The sequence below is a fragment of the Bacillus sp. FSL W8-0102 genome, assembly GCF_038007225.1.
Classification (GTDB): Bacteria; Bacillota; Bacilli; order Bacillales; family DSM-4216; genus Bacillus_O; species Bacillus_O smithii.
In genome coordinates this window covers 2,813,720-2,836,835 of sequence record NZ_JBBOWT010000001.1, presented here as the reverse complement: position 1 = coordinate 2,836,835, position 23,116 = coordinate 2,813,720, and the positions used below count along the sequence as shown (strand labels likewise).

Here is a 23,116-nt window from a genome sequence, read left to right as displayed (position 1 = left end):
GGCTATGTTATTATTAGTATTTGAGTGTGAGAAATCATTCACAGAGAAGGTGTGAATTATGATTTACTTCGATAACAGTGCCACCACAAAACCATATAAGGAAGTAATGGAGTCATTTTTAAAAATAAATGAGAATTTTTATGCGAATCCGTCTTCCCTCCATTCTTTTGGAGGACAAGCGGAAAAATTATTGACTGAAGCGAGAAAGCAGATTGCTTCTTTGCTTCGTTGCAAACCAAGTGAAGTGTTTTTCACTTCCGGCGGAACAGAATCGAATAATTTGGCGATTAAGGGGACTGCGTTGCAATACCGCCATCGAGGAAACCATATTATCACGACTTCGATTGAGCATCCTTCCGTGCACAATGCATGCAAGCAGTTGGAGGATCTTGGCTTTGAAGTCACTTATTTGCCTGTGGATAAAAATGGAATGGTTCGAGTGGAAGATGTGGAAAAAGCAATTCGGCCGGAAACCATTCTCGTTTCCGTTATGCATGTCAACAATGAAATTGGGTCTATACAACCGGTCGAAGAAATTGGAAAACTATTGAAAAATTTCCCTAAAATTTTTTTCCATGTTGACCATGTTCAAGGAGCGGGGAAAATTCCTTTGCCGCTGTCTGACGGAATCATTGATTTCTGTTCTATTTCGGCACACAAATTCCACGGTTTAAAAGGAACCGGCATTCTTTATATAAAAGAAGGCATTCGAATTTCGCCGCTATTTTCAGGAGGAAGCCAAGAAAAAAATGTGCGAAGCGGAACTGAAAACACCGGTGGGATTGTTGCCATGGCAAAAGCTTTGCGAATGACCATGGAAAAACAAAAGACGGGTTTGAAAGAAATGGAAAATATTCGCCGTTATTTATTCAAGAGTTTGCGCTCTATAGAAGACGTCACGATTTATTCTCCGGATTCCGGGGCGCCTCATATCATTAATTTTGCCATATCCGGTGTTCGAGGCGAAGTACTCGTTCATGCGCTGGAATCAAAAGGGTTCTTTCTGTCGACTACAAGTGCTTGTTCTTCGCGGCAAAATCAGCCGAGCCGTACATTACTGGCTATGGGAGTACCGGAAAAAGAGGCAGATTTCAGCGTTCGCATCAGTTTATCGTATGAAAACACAATGGAAGAGGCAAAAGAATTTATCACGACGTTAAAAGAATTATTGCCTACGATTACGAAAACAAAGAGGAGATGACCATGATTTACGATCGCGTGTTAATTCGATACGGGGAGCTGTCGACAAAAGGCAGAAACCGAAATGTTTTTGTGACGAAACTGAAAAAAAATATAAAAGATATCATGAAAAATGAAGGGAATATCCAAATTCAGGCAGGAAGAGACCGCATGTATCTTCTTCTAAATGGGGCTTCCTATGAAAGAATCAAAGAAAAACTATCAAATGTTTTCGGAATTCAATCGTTTAGCCCGGTAGTACGGACGGAGAAGAACATCGAAAAAGTCAAAGAAGCAGCGCTTACGCTCGTTCAAGCCAATTTTTCGCCTGGGAATACGTTTAAAATTAATGCAAGACGTTCGGATAAGACGTTTGAAATCGATTCCCAGGAAATGAACTCTGTTTTGGGGGCTCACATTTTAAAAAATATAGACGGAATTAAGGTCGACGTGAAGCATCCTGATATTGAACTTTTAGTAGAGGTTCGAAAAGAGGGCGTATTTTTATCCTGCGAGTGGGTCAAAGGAGCTGGAGGACTTCCGGCCGGTGTAAGCGGAAAAGCAATGTTGCTGTTGTCGGGGGGAATTGACAGCCCTGTTGCAGGTTACATGATGATGAAACGGGGAGTAGAGATAGAGGCTGTTCACTTTTTTAGTCCTCCTTACACAAGCGAACGAGCTAAGCAAAAAGTCATTGATTTGGCGAAAAAATTAACATCCTTTGGTGGAACCATTAAACTTCATATTGTTCCGTTTACAGAAATCCAGCAAAAAATCCATGAAACGGTTCCGGCTAATTACACGATGACTTCGACAAGAAGATTTATGTTAACCATTGCGGATGAAATCCGGAAGAAAAACGGCGGACTTGCACTTGTCACTGGGGAAAGCTTGGGACAAGTAGCCAGTCAAACAATGGAAAGTATGCTGGCCATCAATGATGTGACCAGTACACCCGTTCTAAGACCGCTCATTGCCATGGATAAACTGGAAATTATTGAAATCTCTCGAAAAATTGGAACGCATGATATATCCATTCTTCCTTATGAAGATTGTTGCACTATTTTTACACCGCCTTCTCCAAAGACAAAACCAAAATTGGAAAGGGTGGAACACTACGAAAGCTTTTTTGATTTTGAACCTTATGTAAGAGAAGCGGTTGAAAAAACAGAAACGCTCTTGATCAGTGAAGAGTTTGAATCGAAAGAGTTTCAAGACCTATTTTGACGTATTGTGAACTGCATCGGGAATAAAGCGGACCGATTATGCACATTTTAATGAATACAGGGAGGTGAAAATGGATGGCTAGAAATAATCGGTCTAACCAGCTTTTAGTTCCCGGTGTAGAAAATGCTCTTGAACAAATGAAGGCAGAAATAGCGCAAGAATTTGGTGTGCAGCTTGGGCCGGATGCAACAGCACGCGCCAACGGTTCTGTCGGTGGAGAAATGACAAAACGATTAATCCAAATGGCAGAACAGCAGTTAAACGGTTTATCAAGATAAAGATACAATTTCCTTCGATAAAATGATTTTTTCAATAAGAACCATAAATAAATGGAAGCGTCAAACTTTAGAAGCAAGGGGAAACCCTTGCTTCTTTCTGTTCGAAACTTTGCAGTCAGTTTACAATACCCGATCGAAAATTTGATTCAAATTGTGTGGATCATTTTGATATAATGGATCTATGTGAAAAGACAAGCAGTGATAGGTACTTTAGAAGGGTCTTTTTTTATACGTAAGTGTTTATCGTGAAAGGAGCTCTTCATGAAAAAGCGAGGCGAATGCGAGCCTGCCAAATACTTCTGGCGAAAGGCCTCATGATTATGCCCCGCTCCTAAAAAGGCGAAAGCCGGGAGTAGCTAGCAAGATTAAGGAGGGATCTCTGGATGAAAAGAGAGGATTTGTTGGCGCCAGAAAAATACAATATCGTAATGGAATTCGAAAAATATGCTTCCGATCCAAAAAAAGTGGCGATCAAATGGGAAAATGAAAATGGAGATACAAGAGAAATTACATATAGACAATTGATTCAAAACGCCAATCGAATTGGAAATGCCTTTTTGAGTCGAGGCTTGAAAAAAGGGGACATTATTTTAGTCATGACCCCGCGCTTAATTGAAGCTTATGAAATTTATACAGCTGCTCTAAAGACGGGATTAGTCGTGGTTCCTTGTTCGGAAATGCTAAGAACGAAAGATTTGAACTATCGTATTGAACATGGAGATGTAAAAGCCGTTGTTTCTTATCATTCCCTTGTCGGGGAATTTGAAAAAACAGAGAAGTTTATAGACGGAAAGTTACTGCCGTTTGTATTTGGCGGAAAACGCGAAGGATGGCTGTCTTTAGAAGAAGAAGCGGAAAAACAGTCTGATTCATTGGAAATGGCCGATACACGAAGTGATGATATGGCCTTTTTGCCTTATACTTCGGGAACGACCGGAAATCCTAAAGGGGTTGTTCATACTCATGGATGGGGCTATGCGCATTTAAAAACGGCAGCTCCTAATTGGATGTGCATTGGAAAAGACGATATAGTATGGGCTACAGCCGGACCGGGCTGGCAAAAGTGGATTTGGAGCCCATTTTTGTCCGTTCTTGGGTCAGGAGCAACAGGACTTGTCTATAATGGCCGATTCAATCCGAAGAAATTTTTACACCTTTTGGAAAAATATAAAGTCAATGTGCTATGTTGTACACCGACTGAGTATCGATTAATGGCGAAAGTCGACAATTTGGGCGATTATCGTCTTGATCATCTACACAGTGCTGTTTCTGCAGGAGAGCCTTTGAACAGAAAAGTCATTGATATCTTTAAAAAACAATTTGGAATTTATGTCCGCGATGGTTATGGACAAACGGAGAGCACTCTTCTCGTCGGTGTGACGAAGGACATGGAGATTCGTCCGGGATCCATGGGAAAACCAACGCCTGGAAACCACGTGGAAATTATTGATGACGACGGGAATCCTTGTCCACCTGGCGTAGTAGGCGATATTGCCGTCCATGTGTCAACTCCGGCTTTGTTTAAACAATATTATAAAGATCCGGAAAGAACGGCTAAGCATTTTCGAGGCGAGTACTATATTACCGGGGACAGAGCCAAAAAAGACGAGGATGGATATTTTTGGTTCGAGGGTCGCGGCGATGACATTATTATCAGTTCCGGCTATACCATTGGCCCGTTTGAAGTGGAAGATGCTCTCGTTAAGCATCCGTATGTCAAAGAATGCGCTGTTGTGGCGAGTCCTGACGAGGTAAGAGGGAATGTAGTAAAAGCTTTTGTCATCTTAAAAGAAGGAGTGGACAAAAACGATCCTAACTTAATTCCCCGGTTGCAAGAACACGTGAAAAAAGTGACGGCTCCATACAAATATCCGAGAAAAATTGAATTTGTGGATGAACTGCCTAAAACGGCTTCAGGCAAGATCAGACGGGTGGAGTTAAGAAACAAAGAGCTACAAGCATTGAGCTAAGCTTGAAGAAAAACAGGCGGCACAAGCTGCCTGTTTTCCATTTTGTTCAAAAGGAAGGAATCCGATATGAAAACCCTTTGGCATAATGGAAAGATTTATACGATGAATAAAGAAAACGAAACATGTGAAGCAGTTGTGACAGAAAATGGCACGATCTTATTTGCCGGTTCAAAGAAGGAAGCGGAGTTGTGTTATGCCCCTTTTGACCGCACCATTTCACTGGATGGTGCCGTAATGTTTCCGGGATTTGTCGATAGCCATATGCATTTGCTGGGTCTGGGAGAAAAACTCGATCGACTTGATTTCACCGAGATGAAATCCAAGAGGGACGTTTTAGCTGCTGTCAAAGAAAAAATTTCTTCTCTAAAAGAAGGCGAATGGCTGATCGGTGAAGGATGGGATGAAAGTCGCTGGTCGACGGGCGAAATATTGACAAAAGACGATCTTGATCAAATTTCAGACACGATTCCAATTCTTTTAAAAAGGGTGTGCCGACACACGGTTGTAGCGAATACCCCAGCTTTAAAGAAAGCGGGGATTGATGAAACATCTGTTGATCCTGAAGGTGGGAAAATCGAACGGGATGAGGACGGACGATTAACAAGAATCTTAAAAGATCGCGCCATTGACAGAATGTTTCAGACGCTTCCCGAGTATACAAATGACGACTTGAAGAAAATTTTGGAAACAGGGATTCAACATTGTTGGGAGAATGGATTGACAGGAGCCCACACGGAAGACTTGAATTATTATGGAGATTTTTGGCGGACGTATCGCGCTTTTGAGCACGTGATTCATCGAAGCAACCGGAAATTCCGGATCCATTTATTAGTGCATCATGAAGTTATAGATGAATGGAAGAAAGCGGGATTTGACTTTTTATTTGGCACTCCATTTTTGGAATTCGGTGCTATGAAAATTTTTGCTGATGGCTCTCTGGGCAGCCGAACCGCTTTATTAAGTTCGCCATATCAAGACGATCCGGAAACGAACGGTTTGGAAATCCTTCCAAATGGCCAGTTGGTCGAATTGGTAAAAAAAGCGCGAGAAATGGGGCTGCCGGTTGCTGTTCATGCCATTGGCGACTTAGCTGTGGAGCGGGTATTGGATGTAGTGGAACAATATCCATCGGCGAAAGGAAAAAGAGACAGGATTATTCATGCAAATATTTTGCGACATGATTTAATCGCAAGACTAAAACAACAAAACCATCTTATACTCGATATTCAGCCTGGTTTTATTCGTTCCGATGTTTCCTATACAGGACGTTTGCCGGAATGTCTGCAGCAGTACGTATCTCCGTGGAAAACGATCTTAACAGAAGGGATACATTGTGCCGGCGGCTCGGATGCTCCTATTGAAGACGTGAATCCTTTTAAGCACATTGGCGCTGTCGTAGAAAGAGCTGATGGCCGTACGGATGAGAATCTAACTGTCTATGAAGCCATCTCGCTTTACACAAAAGGAAGTGCTTTTGCTTGTCATCACGAACACGATCGAGGCAAGATACAAAGAGGATACAAAGCTGATTTTACCATTGTGGATCGTGATGTATTCCATATTTCTCAAGAGGAGATTTCAAAAACGAAAGCAGTAATGACGGTGATAGACGATGAGATCGTTTATACTGCTTACTAGACCTATATTCAAACGAGTGAACGGCTTTTTAGTGAAAATCAACTGATTCGCCCAAGTCTTGTTAGGAAATTTATCAGTTGGGAAAATAAACATCGATATTATCATTGGACAGAAGGGGGAGACAGGGATGAAAAAAGACGAGAAATTGGGTATTGTATACGCAGGGCTTTCGTACTTACTATGGGGATTGTTCCCTCTTTATTGGAAATTGCTGAAGCAAGTTCCCGCTTATGAAATTTTAGCGAACCGGATTTTTTGGTCTTTTCTATTTATGCTTGGTTTTCTATTGGTCACAAAGAAATGGTCGTTGTTTCGTCAAACGTTCCGGCAGCTTATTCAACAGCCAAAAATGGGGCTGACATTATTTTTCGCATCCGTGCTGATCAGTGCCAATTGGTTTTTATACATTTGGGCCGTCAATCAAAATCATATCATTGAAACAAGTTTAGGGTACTACATTAACCCGCTTGTGAGCGTACTGTTAGGCGTTTTGATATTAAAAGAAAAACTGTCAAAAGCTCAAGTAGTATCTTTTCTTTTGGCGCTTACTGGCGTTTTAATCCTTACGATTTCGTATGGAAAATTTCCATGGGTGGCCCTTGGGTTGGCTGTCACCTTTGGATTGTATGGTTTGGCCAAAAAAGTAGTCAAAGTCGAATCCGCAACGGGGTTAACGCTTGAAACGCTGTTGATTACTCCATTTTCGCTGCTATTTTTACTGTATTTAAATAGCAATGGTGAATTGATGCTATTCCACCAAAGTGTGGCGACCGATCTTTTGCTTATTGGCGGTGGAATTGTCACGGCAGTTCCTCTTTTGTATTTTGCCAAAGGTGCTCAGCGGATTCCTTTATATATGATTGGATTTTTGCAATACGTTACGCCCACAATGTCTCTGTTGATAGGGATTTTTATTTATCATGAACCATTTTCGACGATCAAATTCATTTCCTTTACATTCATATGGGCGGCGCTTTTTGTTTTTTCATTATCACAAATTCGCTTCTTTCATAGAAATGGAAAGAATCCAAAAAGAAAAAGTGAGATTCCTGTTGAAAACTAGAAAATCAATGAAGGAGAGCCTTGGCGCTTCTTTTTTGACATTCATCTAAGTATTAAATAGAGAAGTCTACATTTTCGTATAAAATCCAAAAGTTCTTTCCGATTATGTCGAAAGAACTTTTTTAAAAAGAACGGAACAAAGGAACATCATGAGAAGGTATGATCAGTCAGGAGGGTGGACCGAAAAGATTCCACCTCTTGTTCTATTCAATTTTTTCTTCTTGGAAAAGTGATCACGCAAAAAGGATTGGCGATTTTGGGCCAATCCTTTTCATTAACGGACGTTGTGAAATTGGCTGTATCGTTTAGGAAGCTTTTTTGATGGTTTTATCCCTATGTTTATTTATGACAAAAGTAAATGTATATATCATGATTAACAAAAGTATAGGAAGAACACTATATGCATACATGGTGTGGTATCCGGTTGAGTTGGCCACAACCCCTAATCCGGAGGAGCCAATCGCTATACCAAGATCCATGGAAGAGAAGAACATGGCGTTGGCAGTCCCTTTTTTGTCTTGCGCCACTCTGCTCACAGCCAGTGCTTGGAGGGAAGGTTGAATAACTCCATATCCAAGGCCGTAAAAGAAACCTGCCATTAATAAGGTCGCCGTATTATAAGTGAAATATAATAACATTAGACCGATAATGCCTGCCATGGCGGCAGGATAAATAAGTACTTTATGTCCAAAATGATCATACAGGCGGCCCGAAATGGGACGTATCACAGTCATAACGATGGCATTGGTCAGAAAGAAAAGAGAAACCGTTCCACCCAGATTCGCTTCTTTTCCTAATTCATTCATGAAACTCCCGACACCGCCAAGAGAAATAAAGTAACAAACAATTAATAAACAAGGCAAAAAGGCTTGTTTGTCGAAAGCATATTGAATAAGTGACTGTGCTTGGCTATTTGTCGGTTTGCCGTCCGTCTTTGAAGAGCTTTTGATTGAAAAGCTGAGAATGAGAATAATGGCTGTAAACAACACAGATAAAAGGATAAGAACATGAAATGAGAAGGCTGCCATCAATGACAATGCCAGCATAGGCCCCAAACTTGTTCCTAGGCTGGTGGAAAGCCCGTAGTAGCCAATCCCTTCTCCAAGACGATGATTCGGAATAATATTGGTTGCCATGGTGGACAACAGAGTTGTGATGATTCCAAAACCGATGCCATGGAAAACTCTCAAAAGGAGAAGGATCGGAACGGATTCCAATTTATAGCTTAATGCGATTGCCAACAGGACGAAGATGAGCGAAAAAATCGCCATCCGCTTCACATTCAGTTTATGCATCAGTATTCCGATAAACGGGCGTGTTACAATCGCCGCTGCCATAAAGGCAGTGGTCATCAAGCCTCCTTGTGCAGGGTTATGTTTAATATCCGAAATGAAGGCGGGATAGCCTGCTGTCAGCATTTGGAGGCAAATAAAAAAGAGAAATGCCATTAATAAGATGACGATAAATTGTTTTGTCCACAATTTTGAGGACTGATGATCCATTGTGATTCCTTCTTTCTATTCTAATTATTCCCTGATGTGTACTATTTTAAATGAAACGATGCATAAAAGCTTCATAAAATCCGTAAACTCAGATTTATGTGTTGGCAAATTCAGTGAAATGGACTAAAGGCTGTATGGGGCGAAAAAGCAAAAAAGGCTTTTGGTAGGTTCAAGTGGTTTGCTACAATAATTGACAGGAATGGAATTTCTTTATTTTAGAATTGGAGGACAGGATGGATGAATAGGAAAAGAATAATAGCTTTGGCTATTGCGGCTATATTGTTCGCAGTTTCTGTCATTGTCAATTTAGCCAGCATCACGCTGACTGCAGACGTTGAAAACCTTTTTGAAGGACTGACAAACCAAGATGGAAATTTCAATGAAGATGTCATCGAGAAAGGAAACACATTGAAGAAAATTGCGGTTTTGGAAGTAAATGGTGTGATTCAAGATACGGGTTCGACTGCCTCATTTTTTGAGACGGGATACAACCACGAAAATTTTATGAAAATGCTTGATAAAGTGGAGCATGATAAGAGCATCAAAGCGATTATATTGAGAGTCAATTCCCCGGGCGGCGGGGTGGCCGAAAGTGCAGAAATCCATGATAAATTAATGGAGATTAAGCAAAAGGCAAAAAAACCGATTTATGTTTCTATGGGCCCGACGGCGGCTTCAGGTGGCTATTATATTTCAACTGCCGGAGATAAAATTTTTGCCAGTCCTGAAACTTTAACGGGCTCTTTAGGAGTGATTATGAACACTGTGAATTACTCCAAATTGGCGCAAAAGTTCGGTGTGGATTTTGTGACTGTTAAAAGCGGTCCTTTCAAGGATATCGGCAGTTCTACCCGCCCGATGACAGAGAAAGAGAAACAAATTTTGCAAACGATGATTAACAACTCTTATCAACAATTTGTAAAAGTGATTTCAGAGGGGCGGCATATTCCGGAAGAACAAGTCAGAAAAATCGCTGACGGTCGTGTGTACGATGGCAGGCAGGCGAAGCAGCTTCACTTAATTGATGAATTCGGTTATTTGGATGATACAATCAAACAATTGAAAAAAGATAAACATTTGAGCGGTGCCGAAGTATTTCGTTATGAAACAAACAGCGGGCTTTCTTCCTTTTTTGCAGCCAGCGCGCAAAAAATGTTTCAAAAAGACGGCGAATGGAACGTGCTGATGAATCTTTTGACTCACTCACAGTCTCCGCGGCTCATGTATTTATATTCTGAGGAGGGATCGTTATGAATGAATCAAGGCACGATCCTGAATTAGAAAAGCCAATAGCCGCTGAAACGAAAAAAGAGGCGGATGACGGATATCATGAGGGCGCAAAGTCTTTTTTGTACGGCCCTCACTATGCTGGCTTTTGGATGCGTTTTTGGGCGTATTTACTTGACTTAATCGTGATTGGAAGTCTTAAACGGATATTGATTTTGCCGGTTTTCCGCTGGCTTGATCTACCCGTTTTTGCCCATGAACTGTTTGCCCCCATCCATGTGGCGAGTGCCGTTCTCTTTTACGGCTATTTTCTTCTATTCACGAAATTCACCGGACAAACGGTTGGAAAAATGGTATTTGGCTTAAAAGTCGTCCCGCTGACAGAAGAACGTTTAACTTGGACTGTTGTTTTGTTTCGGGAATTGATCGGGCGCTTTATTGTAACCACTATTGTCATTCTGTATTTAATGGTCGCTTTTATGCCGAAAAAACAAGGATTGCACGATTATTTCGCTGATACAGCCGTTATTCATGAGAAAACGGTGGAAGCTTTAAAAGAGGGTGTCCCAAAAGTATAGCTTTTAGGGACACCCATTTTTTGTGAATGGTTCTTTGAACCTGGTCTGTTGATTTCCGTTCCAGGCGCTTCGCTTTCCGCGGGCGTGCCGGGGAGCCTCCTCGTCGCTTACGCTCCTGCGGGGTCTCCCCTGTCCCGTACTCCCGCAGGAGTCTTCGCGCCTTCCACTCCAATCAACAGAGTGAAAAATTAATCTTGAAACTCTGTACAAAAAAATAAAGAAAATCGTTCTTTTTTGGTATAATTTAGTCACTACAACCAATCTACCGGAAAGGAACGATTTTCTTATGTACATAAATTATACCACGACAGGACAATTAGTTCTACCAATGGATATAGAAGTTCTAATCCCCGAACATCATCTTTGCCGAATTGTGGATTTGGCAGTAGAAAAGATGAATCCAAACATCCTTCTTTCTCTTCATCCTGGTGGCGGCCGCCCGCCTTACCATCCCAAAATGATGTTAAAAATTATCCTTTATGCCTACGTCAATCGAATTTATTCTTCCCGGCAAATTGCTAAACAACTGGGAGAAAACATTTATTTTATGTGGCTTTCGGGAAACCAAAAACCTGATTTTCGTACAATCAATCGATTTCGCTCCAATCGTATGAAGGATGTCATTTATGAAACCTTCTTCGGAATTGTGGATCTTTTATGCCAGGAGGGGTTAGTAAAGCTTGAAGATTATTATTTTGATGGAACGAAAATTGAAGCTAACGCTAATCGATATACTTTTGTTTGGAGGAAGGCGACAGAAAAGTTCGATACAAAGCTGGATGAGAAATACAAACAGATCGTCTTATCGATTGAGGAAGTAATGAAAGAAGATGAGCAAGCTGAAAAAGAAATGGATTTTCAAGAAAAATTGGAGGCAGCTCCTGTTACCTCCGAGAAAATCCAAGAGACCATCAAAAAGGTAGAGAAAAAATTAGAACAGGAACCTACAAATCGAACCCTGAAAAAAGCAAAACGACAATTGGAAAAGGATCTTTTGCCCAGAAAGCAAAAATATGAAGAACAAAAAGCAACATTTGGCGACCGAAACAGCTATTCAAAAACGGATAAAGATGCCACTTTCATGCGCATGAAAGAAGACCACATGAAGAACGGTCAATTAAAGGCTGGTTACAATGTACAAATCGGAACGGAAGGACAATTTATCACAGGGTTCAGTCTACATCAACGTGCCGGAGATCCCGGCTGCCTAATTCCTCACTTTGAATTAATGAAAAAGTATAATCGGCCAAAACCAAAGACACTCATTGCCGATTCTGGTTATGGTAGCGAAGAAAACTATGATTATTGTGAAAAGGAAGAAATGGAAGCACTGGTTAAATACAACACATTCGATAAGGAACAAACAAAAGCTTGGAAAAATCAAATCGGTAAATTGGAGAACATGACTTATGACGAGGAATTAGACGAATGGATCTGTGCAAATAATAAACGACTTACCTTTAGTTACGAAAGAAAACGGAAATCAGAAAATGGGTATGAATCGGTGAAACGAACTTACATGTGCACAGACTGCTATGGATGCCCTTTTCAATCTTCTTGTGCAAAAGGAAAGAACACAAAAAGCATCAGTGTTTCCATGAAGAATCAGAAGCAGCGCCAAGAAGTCCGTGAAAGATTAACCTCGGAGGAAGCGAAAAAGAAGTATAGACAACGAAAAATAGAAGTGGAGCCAGTATTTGCTCAAATTAAGCACAACAGCCACTTCCAACGATTTACATTAAGAGGCCTTTCCAAAACAACGGTGGAATGGGGTCTTATTTGTGTTGCCCACAATTTGAAAAAGTGGGCAACATACACTGAAAAACAACAAAAAGTGAGGGAATAAAACAGGGGAATGATCTTCTGTGCACGAATTACAACCAATAATATCCAATAAATCATTCTAAAGAAAAAGGCTGAGCCCTAAAAAGTCGATTTTATCGACCTTTTGGGACACCCTCTTTATTTTTTTGGGGTTTTGTCGATAATGGTGGAAAGGCAAGGGGGCTGCAGTATGGCAATTGTCATGACAATACTGATCTCGATCGTCGTATTGATCATCGTTATTTCGGCAGCGGTGCTTCATATCAACATCGTTTTTTGCCATGAGAAAGAAAATGACTACGTTCAGATCCAATTCAAGATTTGGTTTGGCCTTATAAGATATACGATTAAAGTGCCGTTTTTAAAGTTGGTAAAAAACCCCGAAAATAATGAATGGAATTTACAATATGAAACCAACGTCTCTTCTAAAAATCAAAAAAGGACGAAGCACCACTCCCGAAACAACTTGACTCCTGAAGAACTGGTACAAATGATACATAAGGGAAGAGAATTTTTAAAAAAAGTAAAGGATCTCCAGGAGATTGTGAAACACTTTTGCCGTCATATATCAGTTGATTCATTGGTGTGGGAATCGGCTGTTGGTGTAAAAAACGCTGCATGGACCGGCATATTAACGGGAACACTATGGGCAGTCAAAGGTGAATTCATCGGTTTATTGAGTAAGTGGATACGATTAAAGACGATACCGAGATTAAATGTTGTTCCTACTTTTCAATCTCCTTACACAAAGACACGACTTGAGTGTATGCTTCATTTTCGAATAGGATATGCTATTATTGCCGGATTGAAAATAGTCCGTTTTTGGAAGGGAAAACTATCAGAACGTGAGTCTTCTTTCGCAAACAATAAACATCATTCTATCTAACAGGAGGTTGGATTCCCATGTCGGAACATCCGATTAAAGGTTTAATGACAACAGCTATGGAAAATTTAAAAGAAATGATTGACGTGAATACCATTATCGGAGATCCTGTTGAAACACCGGACGGCAGTGTCATATTGACAGTTTCAAAAGTTGGATTTGGTTTTGCGGCAGGAGGAAGTGAATTCAAACTGGATCAAAATGAGCAAAACAGCCAAGAAGAGAGCCTTCCTTTTGGAGGGGGAAGCGGCGGCGGTGTTTCCATCACACCCATCGCTTTTTTAATCGTCAACTCCCAAGGCTACAAGATGCTTCATGTAGATGAAAACACCCATTTAATGGAGCGGATTTTGGATGTAGCGCCCAATGCAATGGAGAAAATCCAAGGGATGTTTAAAAACAAAGATGGGGGAAGCGCAAACCAAAACAACAGCCAAACGAATAGTCAAAACAACGGTCAAAATAATGGACAGCAATCACAAAATTTGGACTTTAATATTTAAGGAACAAAGGGGAGCTTTCTACGTGGAAGCTGCCTTTTTTGTGATGAGGCCTGCCTCATCTTATAAAATGAATGAAATCCATCTTCCTATATAAGGCAGCCCTGTTCGAAAAATAGGGGATAAAAAACAGGAAATTTGCATTTCTTTGCCGAATTTCTTTATGATGAAGTTGTAGACCTTAAATAGGAGGAAAAGATATGGCGAAAATTACATTTAAGGGAAATCCCGTTACTCTTTTAGGAAATGAAGTAAAAGTAGGAGATCAAGCGCCGGACTTTACCGTACTTGCCAATGATTTGTCAGAAGTCAAATTATCCGACTATAAAGGAAGCGTGCGGATTTTAAGCTCTGTTCCATCTTTGGATACGGGAGTATGCGATGCTCAAACCCGCCGTTTTAATGAAGAAGCAGCCAAATTGGATGGAGTGAAAGTTTTAACGATATCAGCGGATCTGCCATTTGCCCAAAAACGTTGGTGTGCTTCAAGTGGATTGGAAGATGTGATTACGCTTTCTGACCACCGCGACCTTTCCTTCGGCAATGCCTATGGAGTCGTGATGAAAGAACTTCGTCTCTTAGCACGGGCTGTCTTTGTGGTTGACAGTAATGATAAAATTACCTATGTTGAATATGTGAGCGAAGGAACCAATCATCCTGATTACGAAGCTGCCATTCAGGCTGCTAAGGAAGCAAAATAATGGCTAACGTCTTTAGCGAAAGAGTATCTCCGCAATAGGACGTTCATCATACAATGTTTATTGCATAAAAAACAAAACGACATGACGGCCTGTGAAAAGGTATCATGCTTTTGTGAGCAAACAGTTGAAATTTTGCCGATCGTCCGAAACGGAATGCAGCTTTTACGGACGCTAATCAGGAAGAAACGGAAAAAACATGCCGAATAGGGATGCGATCTCTGTTCGGTTTTTTATTGAATGGGCTCTGTATTTTAACATTATTTCCGAAAGAAGTCTCCCAATTCAAGCGTGTGAAGGGCGATAGCCCAACGATAAGTGGGAGATGAATTTCGGTTGGCGTTAGCCAACTAATAGGATAGAATATAGCTAGAACGGACACCTTCGGAACGAAGGGAAGCGTAAAGGGTTCTTGTGTGTGGCTTACCGTTCAGCGAACACGCACAAGTCGCTTGAAGCCCCCGCCTCTAAGCGAAGCGTAGGTGGTGGGTAGTTCACTGAGAGATAAAGGAGGTATGTCGGTGAGTACCAATACAACATCTTCCATGGAATCGTTATTCTATGTTTTAGATCAAACAACGGACATGCTGCAAAAGGCTCTTTCTTGCACCTATCTGGAAGCTCTTGCGGAAAGTGCCGACAACTTGTTTCAAGGTATGGTGTTGCAAGAAGAAATCAGCGAAAAGACAAAAAAGGAGCTTCAAACGCAATACGATCGTATTTCATTAGATTCGATGTCAAAAGAACATATTCGAAAAGCTTATCAACTGGCCATCCTAAAAGGAATGAAGAAAAACGTTCAGCCAAATCACCAAATGACGCCGGACTCCATTGGTTTGTTTGTCAGTTATCTCATGCAAAAATTTATGGCAGACTACGATCAATACAGTCTTTTGGATCCTGCGGTCGGAACCGGAAATTTGCTGACGACCATCTTGAATCAGCAATCTGATCAAAACATCCATGCAACCGGAATTGATGTAGATGATTTATTAATAAAGCTTGCCTATGCAGGGGCCAATCTGTTAAAGCATCCGATTCAATTTTATAATCAGGACGCTTTGGAACCGCTCTTTGTTGATTTGGCAGATGCAGTGGTGTGCGATTTGCCTGTCGGCTATTATCCAAATGACGATCAAGCCCAAAATTATCGGTTAAAAGCGAAGGAAGGCCATTCCTATGCTCACCATCTTTTTATCGAGCAAAGCATCCGCTATACAAAACCCGCCGGATTTTTATTTTTTTTGATTCCAAATTTTCTTTTTGAATCGCCTCAGGCTGATCAATTGAGAGGCTTTTTGAAAGATGAAGTATATATACAGGCAGTGATACAGCTCCCTCTTTCCGTTTTTAAAAATAAAAATGCGGCCAAAAGCATTTTGATTTTGCAGAAGAAAAGCGAAGATGTAAAAGCACCTGAACAAGTGTTATTAGCAGACTTGCCATCTTTGACCAATAAAAAAGCGATGGAAGGAATGATCGCGAAAATTGAAAGCTGGTTTTTAGAGAAAAAACGCGGTCAATAATAAGCTGACTTCGTTCAGATGGAGAGGGCTTGCAGAAGCGATGCCGTTCAAATCCCCCCTTATTGGCTGCAATAGAATCATGTTGAGATCAAACTTTTACCATGTTTTGTTTCAAGACTGACATTTGCCTGTTTAAGGCCAACATCAGCATTTAGCGCTCCTATACAAATTCGAAAGGAGGGAGCATAGGGGTTCAAAGGCCAGCGAGTGTTGGGACAATGGGGTATACCATCGACGGACGGTGTACGGTGGTTTTCATTGTCCATGTGTCTAAAGACAAAAAGATGATGAATGAAAATCATTTCGGTTTGGACATGTTTTTCTTTCATCATCTTCCTGGATGCATAAAGTTGGAGTCCCCTGTGCGAATAATGATGAATTGGACCGAGCGAGACGAAGCCGTTTGGGAAGAAATTCTGAAATGGGAACAAACATTATTGGAATATGGAGGAAATGATCTCCAAACAACGTACATAAAATGGCTTGAACGTACCTTTGCCTCTTTTCCTGAGGAGTGGCAGGAAGCATTTTTAACCAAACTGGATCAATGGATGTTTCAAGTTCAATGGCTGCTTCAAGGATCGCAAATTCAAGAAGAAGCTCGGGAAAGAATCCTCGTTTCAGCTCGCGCTTTTGATGATTCCGTCGTAGATATTCCGGATTTGCGGAAATTGACGATTGATCAGCTCCATTATTTAAACAGACAACATTCGGCTCGGCACCGTTTGTATTCGTTTATTCAAGGCGGAATGACCGGAAAAGGCGGCTTTTTGTCGGCCGTTTCCGATTTTCCCATTCTTATTGCCATTAATGTTCGGGCTATTCAACTAACGGCTATGACTTACGGATTCGATGTTCAATCTCCTTATGAAACGATGATCTCCTTAAAAGTCTTCCATGCAGCAGTGTTGCCGAAACAGGTTCAAATTTACGGATGGAAAAAATTATTGGAAGATCTGGAAAACAAACAAGATGTTTATTTTTACGATGATTCTGAACAACTTGCGGACCCCCTGTGGTTGAATGAAATCGTGAAACAGCTGATGAAGCTGATGGCCATCAACCTGTTTAAAAAGAAGCAAAATGACAAATTTCCTCTCATCCGGATGGCTATCGGTGCCAATTTCAATTATCAATTCACAAAAAAAGTAACGGAGTATGCAGAGAAGTACTACCAATACCGCTTGTTGCTGGATAAGAAAGGAGATATGAAATGAGTGCGTCAGACCACAAAAAGGGAGGGCCTCAACATGTGAAGGCTGCGGTCATTACCGTTAGCGATACTCGGACTCAAGAAAACGACAAAAGCGGAGCGCTTATTCAAAAACTATTGTTGGAACATCATCATGAAGTGGTTCAATATGAAATTGTCAAAGATGACAGTCTATCCATTCGCCGTCTTGTAACGGAAATTATTCGCAAAAAAATAGCGGATTGTATTCTTTTAAATGGAGGCACCGGTATTTCAAAGAGAGACGTAACAATTGAAACCGTTAAGCCGCTATTTGAAAAGGAATTGGCAGGTTTTGGAGAATTGTTTCGAATGCTCAGCTACACAGAGGACATCGGTTCTGCGGCTATTTTATCGAGAGCAGCAGCAGGTGTATCCGGCGGTGTCGCTATTTTCTCCATGCCTGGATCGACCGGGGCAGTGAAGCTGGCGATGGAAAAATTGATCTTACCTGAAATTCGCCATATTGTAAATGAAATTCGCAAGTAGGGGCTGTCCTAAAAGCTCCTTTTAAACAAGAAACCTCGACGAGATAAAACAATTTATCTTGTCGAGGTTTCTTTGTTTCAAAAGTTATGGGCGATGGCAATTGACCCGAATTCGATCGTTGCCTTAGCCGATCCCAGGTTGTATTTAATCAAAGCAGCTGAAAAGTGACTTGAAAAAATCACTTCATTCAATGTCAGCTTGGCGATTACATGATAATGAAAGGACGATTTTTTGCACCGGACTACGTGAAATTTTAGGTGATGATCTTGAAACCAGCGAGACTCCAGCGGTGCGAGAGACGAGCGAGGAGGTTTGCGGATCGCCCGCGGAAAGCACCTATGTCATTTTGAAACAATCCCTTTTTTGTTTTCAATATGCTCGTATTCTTATACACCTCCATTTGGTCGCGAAAATATTTTTTCAATCCCGAACGTTCTTCCTTCTTTTCAATAAGATATTTATTGTATACAGCCAGTGTTCGCTAAAACAAAGCATTGTTTGAAAAAGTATTGAATAAAAAATAAAATTAGAAAATTTTTATTCAATGGCCCTTGAAAGAAGAAACGGAAAATGATATTCTTATAGACATATAAAAAAGGAATAAAAATAACTATTGATGAATATTTATACGACTAAAAGGGGGATCCATGATGGGTAAAAAAGTTGTGCTCGCTTATTCGGGCGGTTTAGATACATCGGTGGCCATCCAATGGCTGAAAGATCAAGGGTATGATGTTGTTGCCTGCTGCCTTGATGTAGGGGAAGGAAAAGATTTGAAATTTATTCAAGAAAAAGCGTTGAAAGTCGGAGCGGTGGAAAGCTATGTCCTCGATGTAAAAGAAGAGTTTGCTAATGAATACGCTCTGTTGGCTTTACAAGCTCATGCTCTTTATGAAGGAAAATATCCGCTGGTTTCAGCTCTGTCAAGACCGCTCATTTCCAAAAAATTGGTGGAAATAGCTGGAAAAGAAGGTGCCGTGGCGGTGGCGCATGGCTGCACGGGCAAAGGGAATGACCAAGTTCGCTTTGAACTTTCGATCAACGCTTTAAATCCGGATCTTGAAGTGTTGGCTCCTGTCCGTGAATGGAGCTGGTCGCGTGAAGAAGAAATTGAATATGCCAAACAAAAAGGAATTCCTATTCCGGTTGATTTAGACAGTCCTTTTTCCATTGACAAGAACTTATGGGGAAGAAGCAATGAATGCGGGATATTGGAAGATCCTTGGGCTGCTCCGCCGGAAGAAGCATATGAATTGACCACAAGTATTGAGTTTACGCCGGATACTCCGGAAATCATAGAAATCGATTTTGAAAAGGGAGTGCCTGTAGCTTTAAACGGCAAGCGTTACCCGCTTTCGGAACTGATTTTGGAATTAAACAAAATCGCAGGAAAGCATGGAGTGGGTCGTATTGATCACGTTGAAAACCGACTTGTCGGAATCAAATCAAGAGAAGTGTATGAATGCCCAGGCGCGATGACATTAATTTTAGCCCATAAAGAATTGGAAGATTTAACGCTTGTAAAAGAATTGGCTCATTTTAAACCTGTTATTGAAAAGAAACTAACGGAAGTCATTTATGAAGGCTTATGGTTTTCCCCCATTAAAGACGCATTAAAGGCGTTTTTGCAAGAAACGCAAAAATTTGTCACCGGCACTGTCCGTGTCAAACTGTTTAAAGGCCATGCCATTGTAGAAGGAAGAAAATCAAATTATTCTCTTTACAACGAAAAACTGGCAACGTATACGGTTGAAGACGAATTTGATCATCAAGCAGCAGTCGGCTTCATTAAATTGTTCGGCTTGCCGACGAAAGTGAATGCGATGGTTCATCAAGAAAAGGAGAAGGTTCAAGCATGAAAAAATTATGGGGCGGGCGCTTCCAAAAATCAGCAGAAGAATGGGTAGACGAATTTGGCGCATCCATTTCGTTCGACCAAGAGCTCGTTCTTGAAGACATAGAAGGAAGCCTTGCACATGTCACCATGCTCGGAAAGTGCGGCATCCTTTCCCAAGAAGAGACGGATAAGATCAAAAAAGGGTTGCTCCGCTTAAAAGAAAAAGCGGAAAGAGACGAACTCACCTTTTCGATTTCCGAAGAAGATATCCATTTAAATTTAGAAAAAATGCTGATCGAAGAAATCGGACCTGTTGGTGGAAAACTTCATACCGGGCGGAGCCGAAATGACCAAGTGGCCACCGATATGCATCTTTATTTAAAAAAACAAGTTCAGTCGATTATCCAATTGATTACTTCTTTCCAAGAAACGATTATTGAAAAAGCGGAGAGGCATGTGGAAACAGTGGCGCCCGGGTACACACATTTACAGAGGGCGCAGCCGATTTCTTTTGCTCACCATTTGATGGCTTATTTTTGGATGCTTGAGCGGGACAAAAAACGATATCAAGAATCGTTTAAACGTATTGACGTTTCTCCGTTGGGGGCCGGGGCGCTTGCCGGGACCACCTTTCCTATTGATCGGGAATATTCGGCCGCCTTATTGGGATTTTCAAGCATTTATCAAAATAGCTTGGATGCAGTAAGCGATCGCGATTTTATCATCGAATTTTTAAATGATTCCTCTATTTTAATGATGCATCTTTCGCGATTTGCAGAAGAGCTTATTTTATGGTCAAGCCAAGAGTTTCAATTCATTGAATTGGATGATGCGTTTTCAACCGGCAGCAGCATCATGCCTCAAAAGAAAAATCCGGATATGGCTGAATTGATTCGTGGTAAAACGGGCAGAGTCTACGGGCATTTAATTTCTTTGTTGACGGTATTAAAAGGATTGCCGTTAGCTTATAACAAAGATATGCAGGAAGATAAGGAAGGAATGTTTGACGTTGTCCATACGGTTATGGGTTCATTGAAAATCTTTAACGGAATGGTACGGACGATGAAGGTGAATGAATCGAAGCTGACGGAATCTGTCCATCATGATTTTTCGAATGCGACGGAACTCGCCGATTATTTGGCGGCAAAAGGAATTCCTTTTCGAGAGGCGCATGAAATTGTCGGAAAACTAGTTCTCCATTGTATCCAAAAGAAATGTTATTTGGCCGATTTGTCATTGGAAGATTTGAAGGAAGCCTCTCCGGTCATTGAGGAGGATATTTATCAAATTCTCTCACCCTACCAAGCAGTCAAAAGAAGAAATTCTTTAGGCGGGACCGGGTTTGAACAAGTGAAGCAGCAAATACAATATGCGAAAGAGCTTCTTTCACAACCGTTATCTAAAGATAAAAGACAAATGGATCTCCCGGTGTAAAGGCTTCATTCCTAATAAAGGCTGAATACGGTGCCTGAGGGTGTCCCAAAAGTATAGCTTTTAGGGACACCCATTTTTTGTGAATGGTTCTTTGAACCTGGTCTGTTGATTTCCGTTCCAGGCGCTTCGCTTTCCGCGGGCGTGCCGGGGAGCCTCCTCGTCGCTTACGCTCCTGCGGGGTCTCCCCTGTCCCGTACTCCCGCAGGAGTCTTCGCGCCTTCCACTCCAATCAACAGAGTGAAAAATTAATCTTGAAACTCTGTACAAAAAAATAAAGAAAATCGTTCTTTTTTGGTATAATTTAGTCACTACAACCAATCTACCGGAAAGGAACGATTTTCTTATGTACATAAATTATACCACGACAGGACAATTAGTTCTACCAATGGATATAGAAGTTCTAATCCCCGAACATCATCTTTGCCGAATTGTGGATTTGGCAGTAGAAAAGATGAATCCAAACATCCTTCTTTCTCTTCATCCTGGTGGCGGCCGCCCGCCTTACCATCCCAAAATGATGTTAAAAATTATCCTTTATGCCTACGTCAATCGAATTTATTCTTCCCGGCAAATTGCTAAACAACTGGGAGAAAACATTTATTTTATGTGGCTTTCGGGAAACCAAAAACCTGATTTTCGTACAATCAATCGATTTCGCTCCAATCGTATGAAGGATGTCATTTATGAAACCTTCTTCGGAATTGTGGATCTTTTATGCCAGGAGGGGTTAGTAAAGCTTGAAGATTATTATTTTGATGGAACGAAAATTGAAGCTAACGCTAATCGATATACTTTTGTTTGGAGGAAGGCGACAGAAAAGTTCGATACAAAGCTGGATGAGAAATACAAACAGATCGTCTTATCGATTGAGGAAGTAATGAAAGAAGATGAGCAAGCTGAAAAAGAAATGGATTTTCAAGAAAAATTGGAGGCAGCTCCTGTTACCTCCGAGAAAATCCAAGAGACCATCAAAAAGGTAGAGAAAAAATTAGAACAGGAACCTACAAATCGAACCCTGAAAAAAGCAAAACGACAATTGGAAAAGGATCTTTTGCCCAGAAAGCAAAAATATGAAGAACAAAAAGCAACATTTGGCGACCGAAACAGCTATTCAAAAACGGATAAAGATGCCACTTTCATGCGCATGAAAGAAGACCACATGAAGAACGGTCAATTAAAGGCTGGTTACAATGTACAAATCGGAACGGAAGGACAATTTATCACAGGGTTCAGTCTACATCAACGTGCCGGAGATCCCGGCTGCCTAATTCCTCACTTTGAATTAATGAAAAAGTATAATCGGCCAAAACCAAAGACACTCATTGCCGATTCTGGTTATGGTAGCGAAGAAAACTATGATTATTGTGAAAAGGAAGAAATGGAAGCACTGGTTAAATACAACACATTCGATAAGGAACAAACAAAAGCTTGGAAAAATCAAATCGGTAAATTGGAGAACATGACTTATGACGAGGAATTAGACGAATGGATCTGTGCAAATAATAAACGACTTACCTTTAGTTACGAAAGAAAACGGAAATCAGAAAATGGGTATGAATCGGTGAAACGAACTTACATGTGCACAGACTGCTATGGATGCCCTTTTCAATCTTCTTGTGCAAAAGGAAAGAACACAAAAAGCATCAGTGTTTCCATGAAGAATCAGAAGCAGCGCCAAGAAGTCCGTGAAAGATTAACCTCGGAGGAAGCGAAAAAGAAGTATAGACAACGAAAAATAGAAGTGGAGCCAGTATTTGCTCAAATTAAGCACAACAGCCACTTCCAACGATTTACATTAAGAGGCCTTTCCAAAACAACGGTGGAATGGGGTCTTATTTGTGTTGCCCACAATTTGAAAAAGTGGGCAACATACACTGAAAAACAACAAAAAGTGAGGGAATAAAACAGGGGAATGATCTTCTGTGCACGAATTACAACCAATAATATCCAATAAATCATTCTAAAGAAAAAGGCTGAGCCCTAAAAAGTCGATTTTATCGACCTTTTGGGTCAGCCTCAGATATTCGGTCAAG

At 41.0% G+C, this 23,116-nt stretch carries 19 protein-coding genes; 18 read left to right on the top strand and 1 reads right to left on the bottom strand.

Features of this window, described 5'->3' with window-relative positions; genetic code table 11:
* The first annotated feature begins 58 nt into the window (after positions 1-58).
* The 6 genes from N1I87_RS13465 (at position 59) to rarD (ending at position 7,355) form a co-directional block, all read left to right on the top strand.
* Positions 59-1,201, top strand: coding sequence for a cysteine desulfurase family protein (locus tag N1I87_RS13465; protein WP_341102261.1), 1,143 nt, complete (start codon positions 59-61; stop codon positions 1,199-1,201).
* 2 nt (positions 1,202-1,203) lie between these two features.
* Positions 1,204-2,406 carry a tRNA uracil 4-sulfurtransferase ThiI gene (gene thiI, locus N1I87_RS13460; protein ID WP_341102258.1) on the top strand — a complete coding sequence of 401 codons (1,203 nt, stop codon included), beginning with the start codon at positions 1,204-1,206 and terminating at the stop codon, positions 2,404-2,406.
* A 74-nt stretch (positions 2,407-2,480) separates the two neighbouring features.
* Positions 2,481-2,684 carry an alpha/beta-type small acid-soluble spore protein gene (locus N1I87_RS13455; protein ID WP_003355662.1) on the top strand — a complete coding sequence of 68 codons (204 nt, stop codon included), beginning with the start codon at positions 2,481-2,483 and terminating at the stop codon, positions 2,682-2,684.
* A 383-nt stretch (positions 2,685-3,067) separates the two neighbouring features.
* Entirely contained in the window at positions 3,068-4,654 is a 1,587-nt protein-coding gene (mbcS, locus tag N1I87_RS13450; protein ID WP_341102256.1) for an acyl-CoA synthetase MbcS, read from the top strand.
* A 66-nt stretch (positions 4,655-4,720) separates the two neighbouring features.
* A complete protein-coding gene (locus N1I87_RS13445; RefSeq protein WP_341102253.1) occupies positions 4,721-6,292 on the top strand; it encodes an amidohydrolase in 1,572 nt (523 codons plus the stop codon).
* Positions 6,293-6,419: 127 nt separating this feature from the next.
* Positions 6,420-7,355: an EamA family transporter RarD gene (gene rarD, locus N1I87_RS13440; RefSeq protein ID WP_340396336.1), complete on the top strand. Its 936-nt coding sequence runs from the start codon at positions 6,420-6,422 to the stop codon at positions 7,353-7,355.
* A gap of 304 nt (positions 7,356-7,659) precedes the next feature.
* On the opposite strand, the gene N1I87_RS13435 is transcribed toward rarD, so the two are convergent.
* Positions 7,660-8,856, bottom strand: a complete 1,197-nt coding sequence (locus tag N1I87_RS13435; protein ID WP_341102250.1) for an MFS transporter — start codon at positions 8,854-8,856, stop codon at positions 7,660-7,662.
* A 237-nt stretch (positions 8,857-9,093) separates the two neighbouring features.
* Here N1I87_RS13435 and sppA point away from each other — a divergent pair, with 237 nt between their 5' ends.
* The 12 genes from sppA (at position 9,094) to N1I87_RS13375 (ending at position 22,986) form a co-directional block, all read left to right on the top strand.
* Positions 9,094-10,110, top strand: a complete 1,017-nt coding sequence (gene sppA / locus N1I87_RS13430) for a signal peptide peptidase SppA (protein ID WP_048623829.1) — start codon at positions 9,094-9,096, stop codon at positions 10,108-10,110.
* Positions 10,107-10,661: an RDD family protein gene (locus N1I87_RS13425; protein WP_341102248.1), complete on the top strand. Its 555-nt coding sequence runs from the start codon at positions 10,107-10,109 to the stop codon at positions 10,659-10,661. Before sppA ends, N1I87_RS13425 begins: the two co-directional genes overlap by 4 nt.
* A 286-nt stretch (positions 10,662-10,947) precedes the next feature.
* Positions 10,948-12,507 carry an IS1182 family transposase gene (locus tag N1I87_RS13420; protein ID WP_270584763.1) on the top strand — a complete coding sequence of 520 codons (1,560 nt, stop codon included), beginning with the start codon at positions 10,948-10,950 and terminating at the stop codon, positions 12,505-12,507.
* Positions 12,508-12,675: 168 nt separating this feature from the next.
* Positions 12,676-13,371: a DUF2953 domain-containing protein gene (locus tag N1I87_RS13415; RefSeq protein WP_341102244.1), complete on the top strand. Its 696-nt coding sequence runs from the start codon at positions 12,676-12,678 to the stop codon at positions 13,369-13,371.
* A gap of 17 nt (positions 13,372-13,388) precedes the next feature.
* Positions 13,389-13,871, top strand: coding sequence for a GerW family sporulation protein (gene ytfJ / locus N1I87_RS13410; protein WP_341030058.1), 483 nt, complete (start codon positions 13,389-13,391; stop codon positions 13,869-13,871).
* A 197-nt stretch (positions 13,872-14,068) separates the two neighbouring features.
* Positions 14,069-14,569 carry a thiol peroxidase gene (gene tpx, locus N1I87_RS13405; RefSeq protein WP_048623825.1) on the top strand — a complete coding sequence of 167 codons (501 nt, stop codon included), beginning with the start codon at positions 14,069-14,071 and terminating at the stop codon, positions 14,567-14,569.
* A 512-nt stretch (positions 14,570-15,081) separates the two neighbouring features.
* Entirely contained in the window at positions 15,082-16,092 is a 1,011-nt protein-coding gene (locus N1I87_RS13400) for a class I SAM-dependent methyltransferase (RefSeq protein WP_341102241.1), read from the top strand.
* A gap of 371 nt (positions 16,093-16,463) precedes the next feature.
* On the top strand, positions 16,464-17,309 hold the full coding sequence (locus N1I87_RS13395; RefSeq protein ID WP_341103396.1) for an EcsC family protein: 846 nt from the start codon (positions 16,464-16,466) through the stop codon (positions 17,307-17,309).
* Positions 17,306-17,812, top strand: coding sequence for a MogA/MoaB family molybdenum cofactor biosynthesis protein (locus N1I87_RS13390; RefSeq protein WP_003355641.1), 507 nt, complete (start codon positions 17,306-17,308; stop codon positions 17,810-17,812). The genes N1I87_RS13395 and N1I87_RS13390 overlap by 4 nt, the downstream gene beginning before the upstream one ends.
* Before the next feature lie 647 nt (positions 17,813-18,459).
* Positions 18,460-19,671 (top strand): argininosuccinate synthase, encoded by a 1,212-nt coding sequence (locus N1I87_RS13385; RefSeq protein WP_341096585.1) that lies wholly within the window; start codon positions 18,460-18,462, stop codon positions 19,669-19,671.
* The gene (gene argH, locus N1I87_RS13380) at positions 19,668-21,083 is read left to right on the top strand and encodes an argininosuccinate lyase (protein WP_341102238.1); all 1,416 of its coding nucleotides are present in this window, start codon (positions 19,668-19,670) and stop codon (positions 21,081-21,083) included. The genes N1I87_RS13385 and argH overlap by 4 nt, the downstream gene beginning before the upstream one ends.
* Before the next feature lie 343 nt (positions 21,084-21,426).
* Positions 21,427-22,986, top strand: coding sequence for an IS1182 family transposase (locus tag N1I87_RS13375; protein ID WP_270584763.1), 1,560 nt, complete (start codon positions 21,427-21,429; stop codon positions 22,984-22,986).
* The last annotated feature ends 130 nt before the right edge of the window (positions 22,987-23,116 follow it).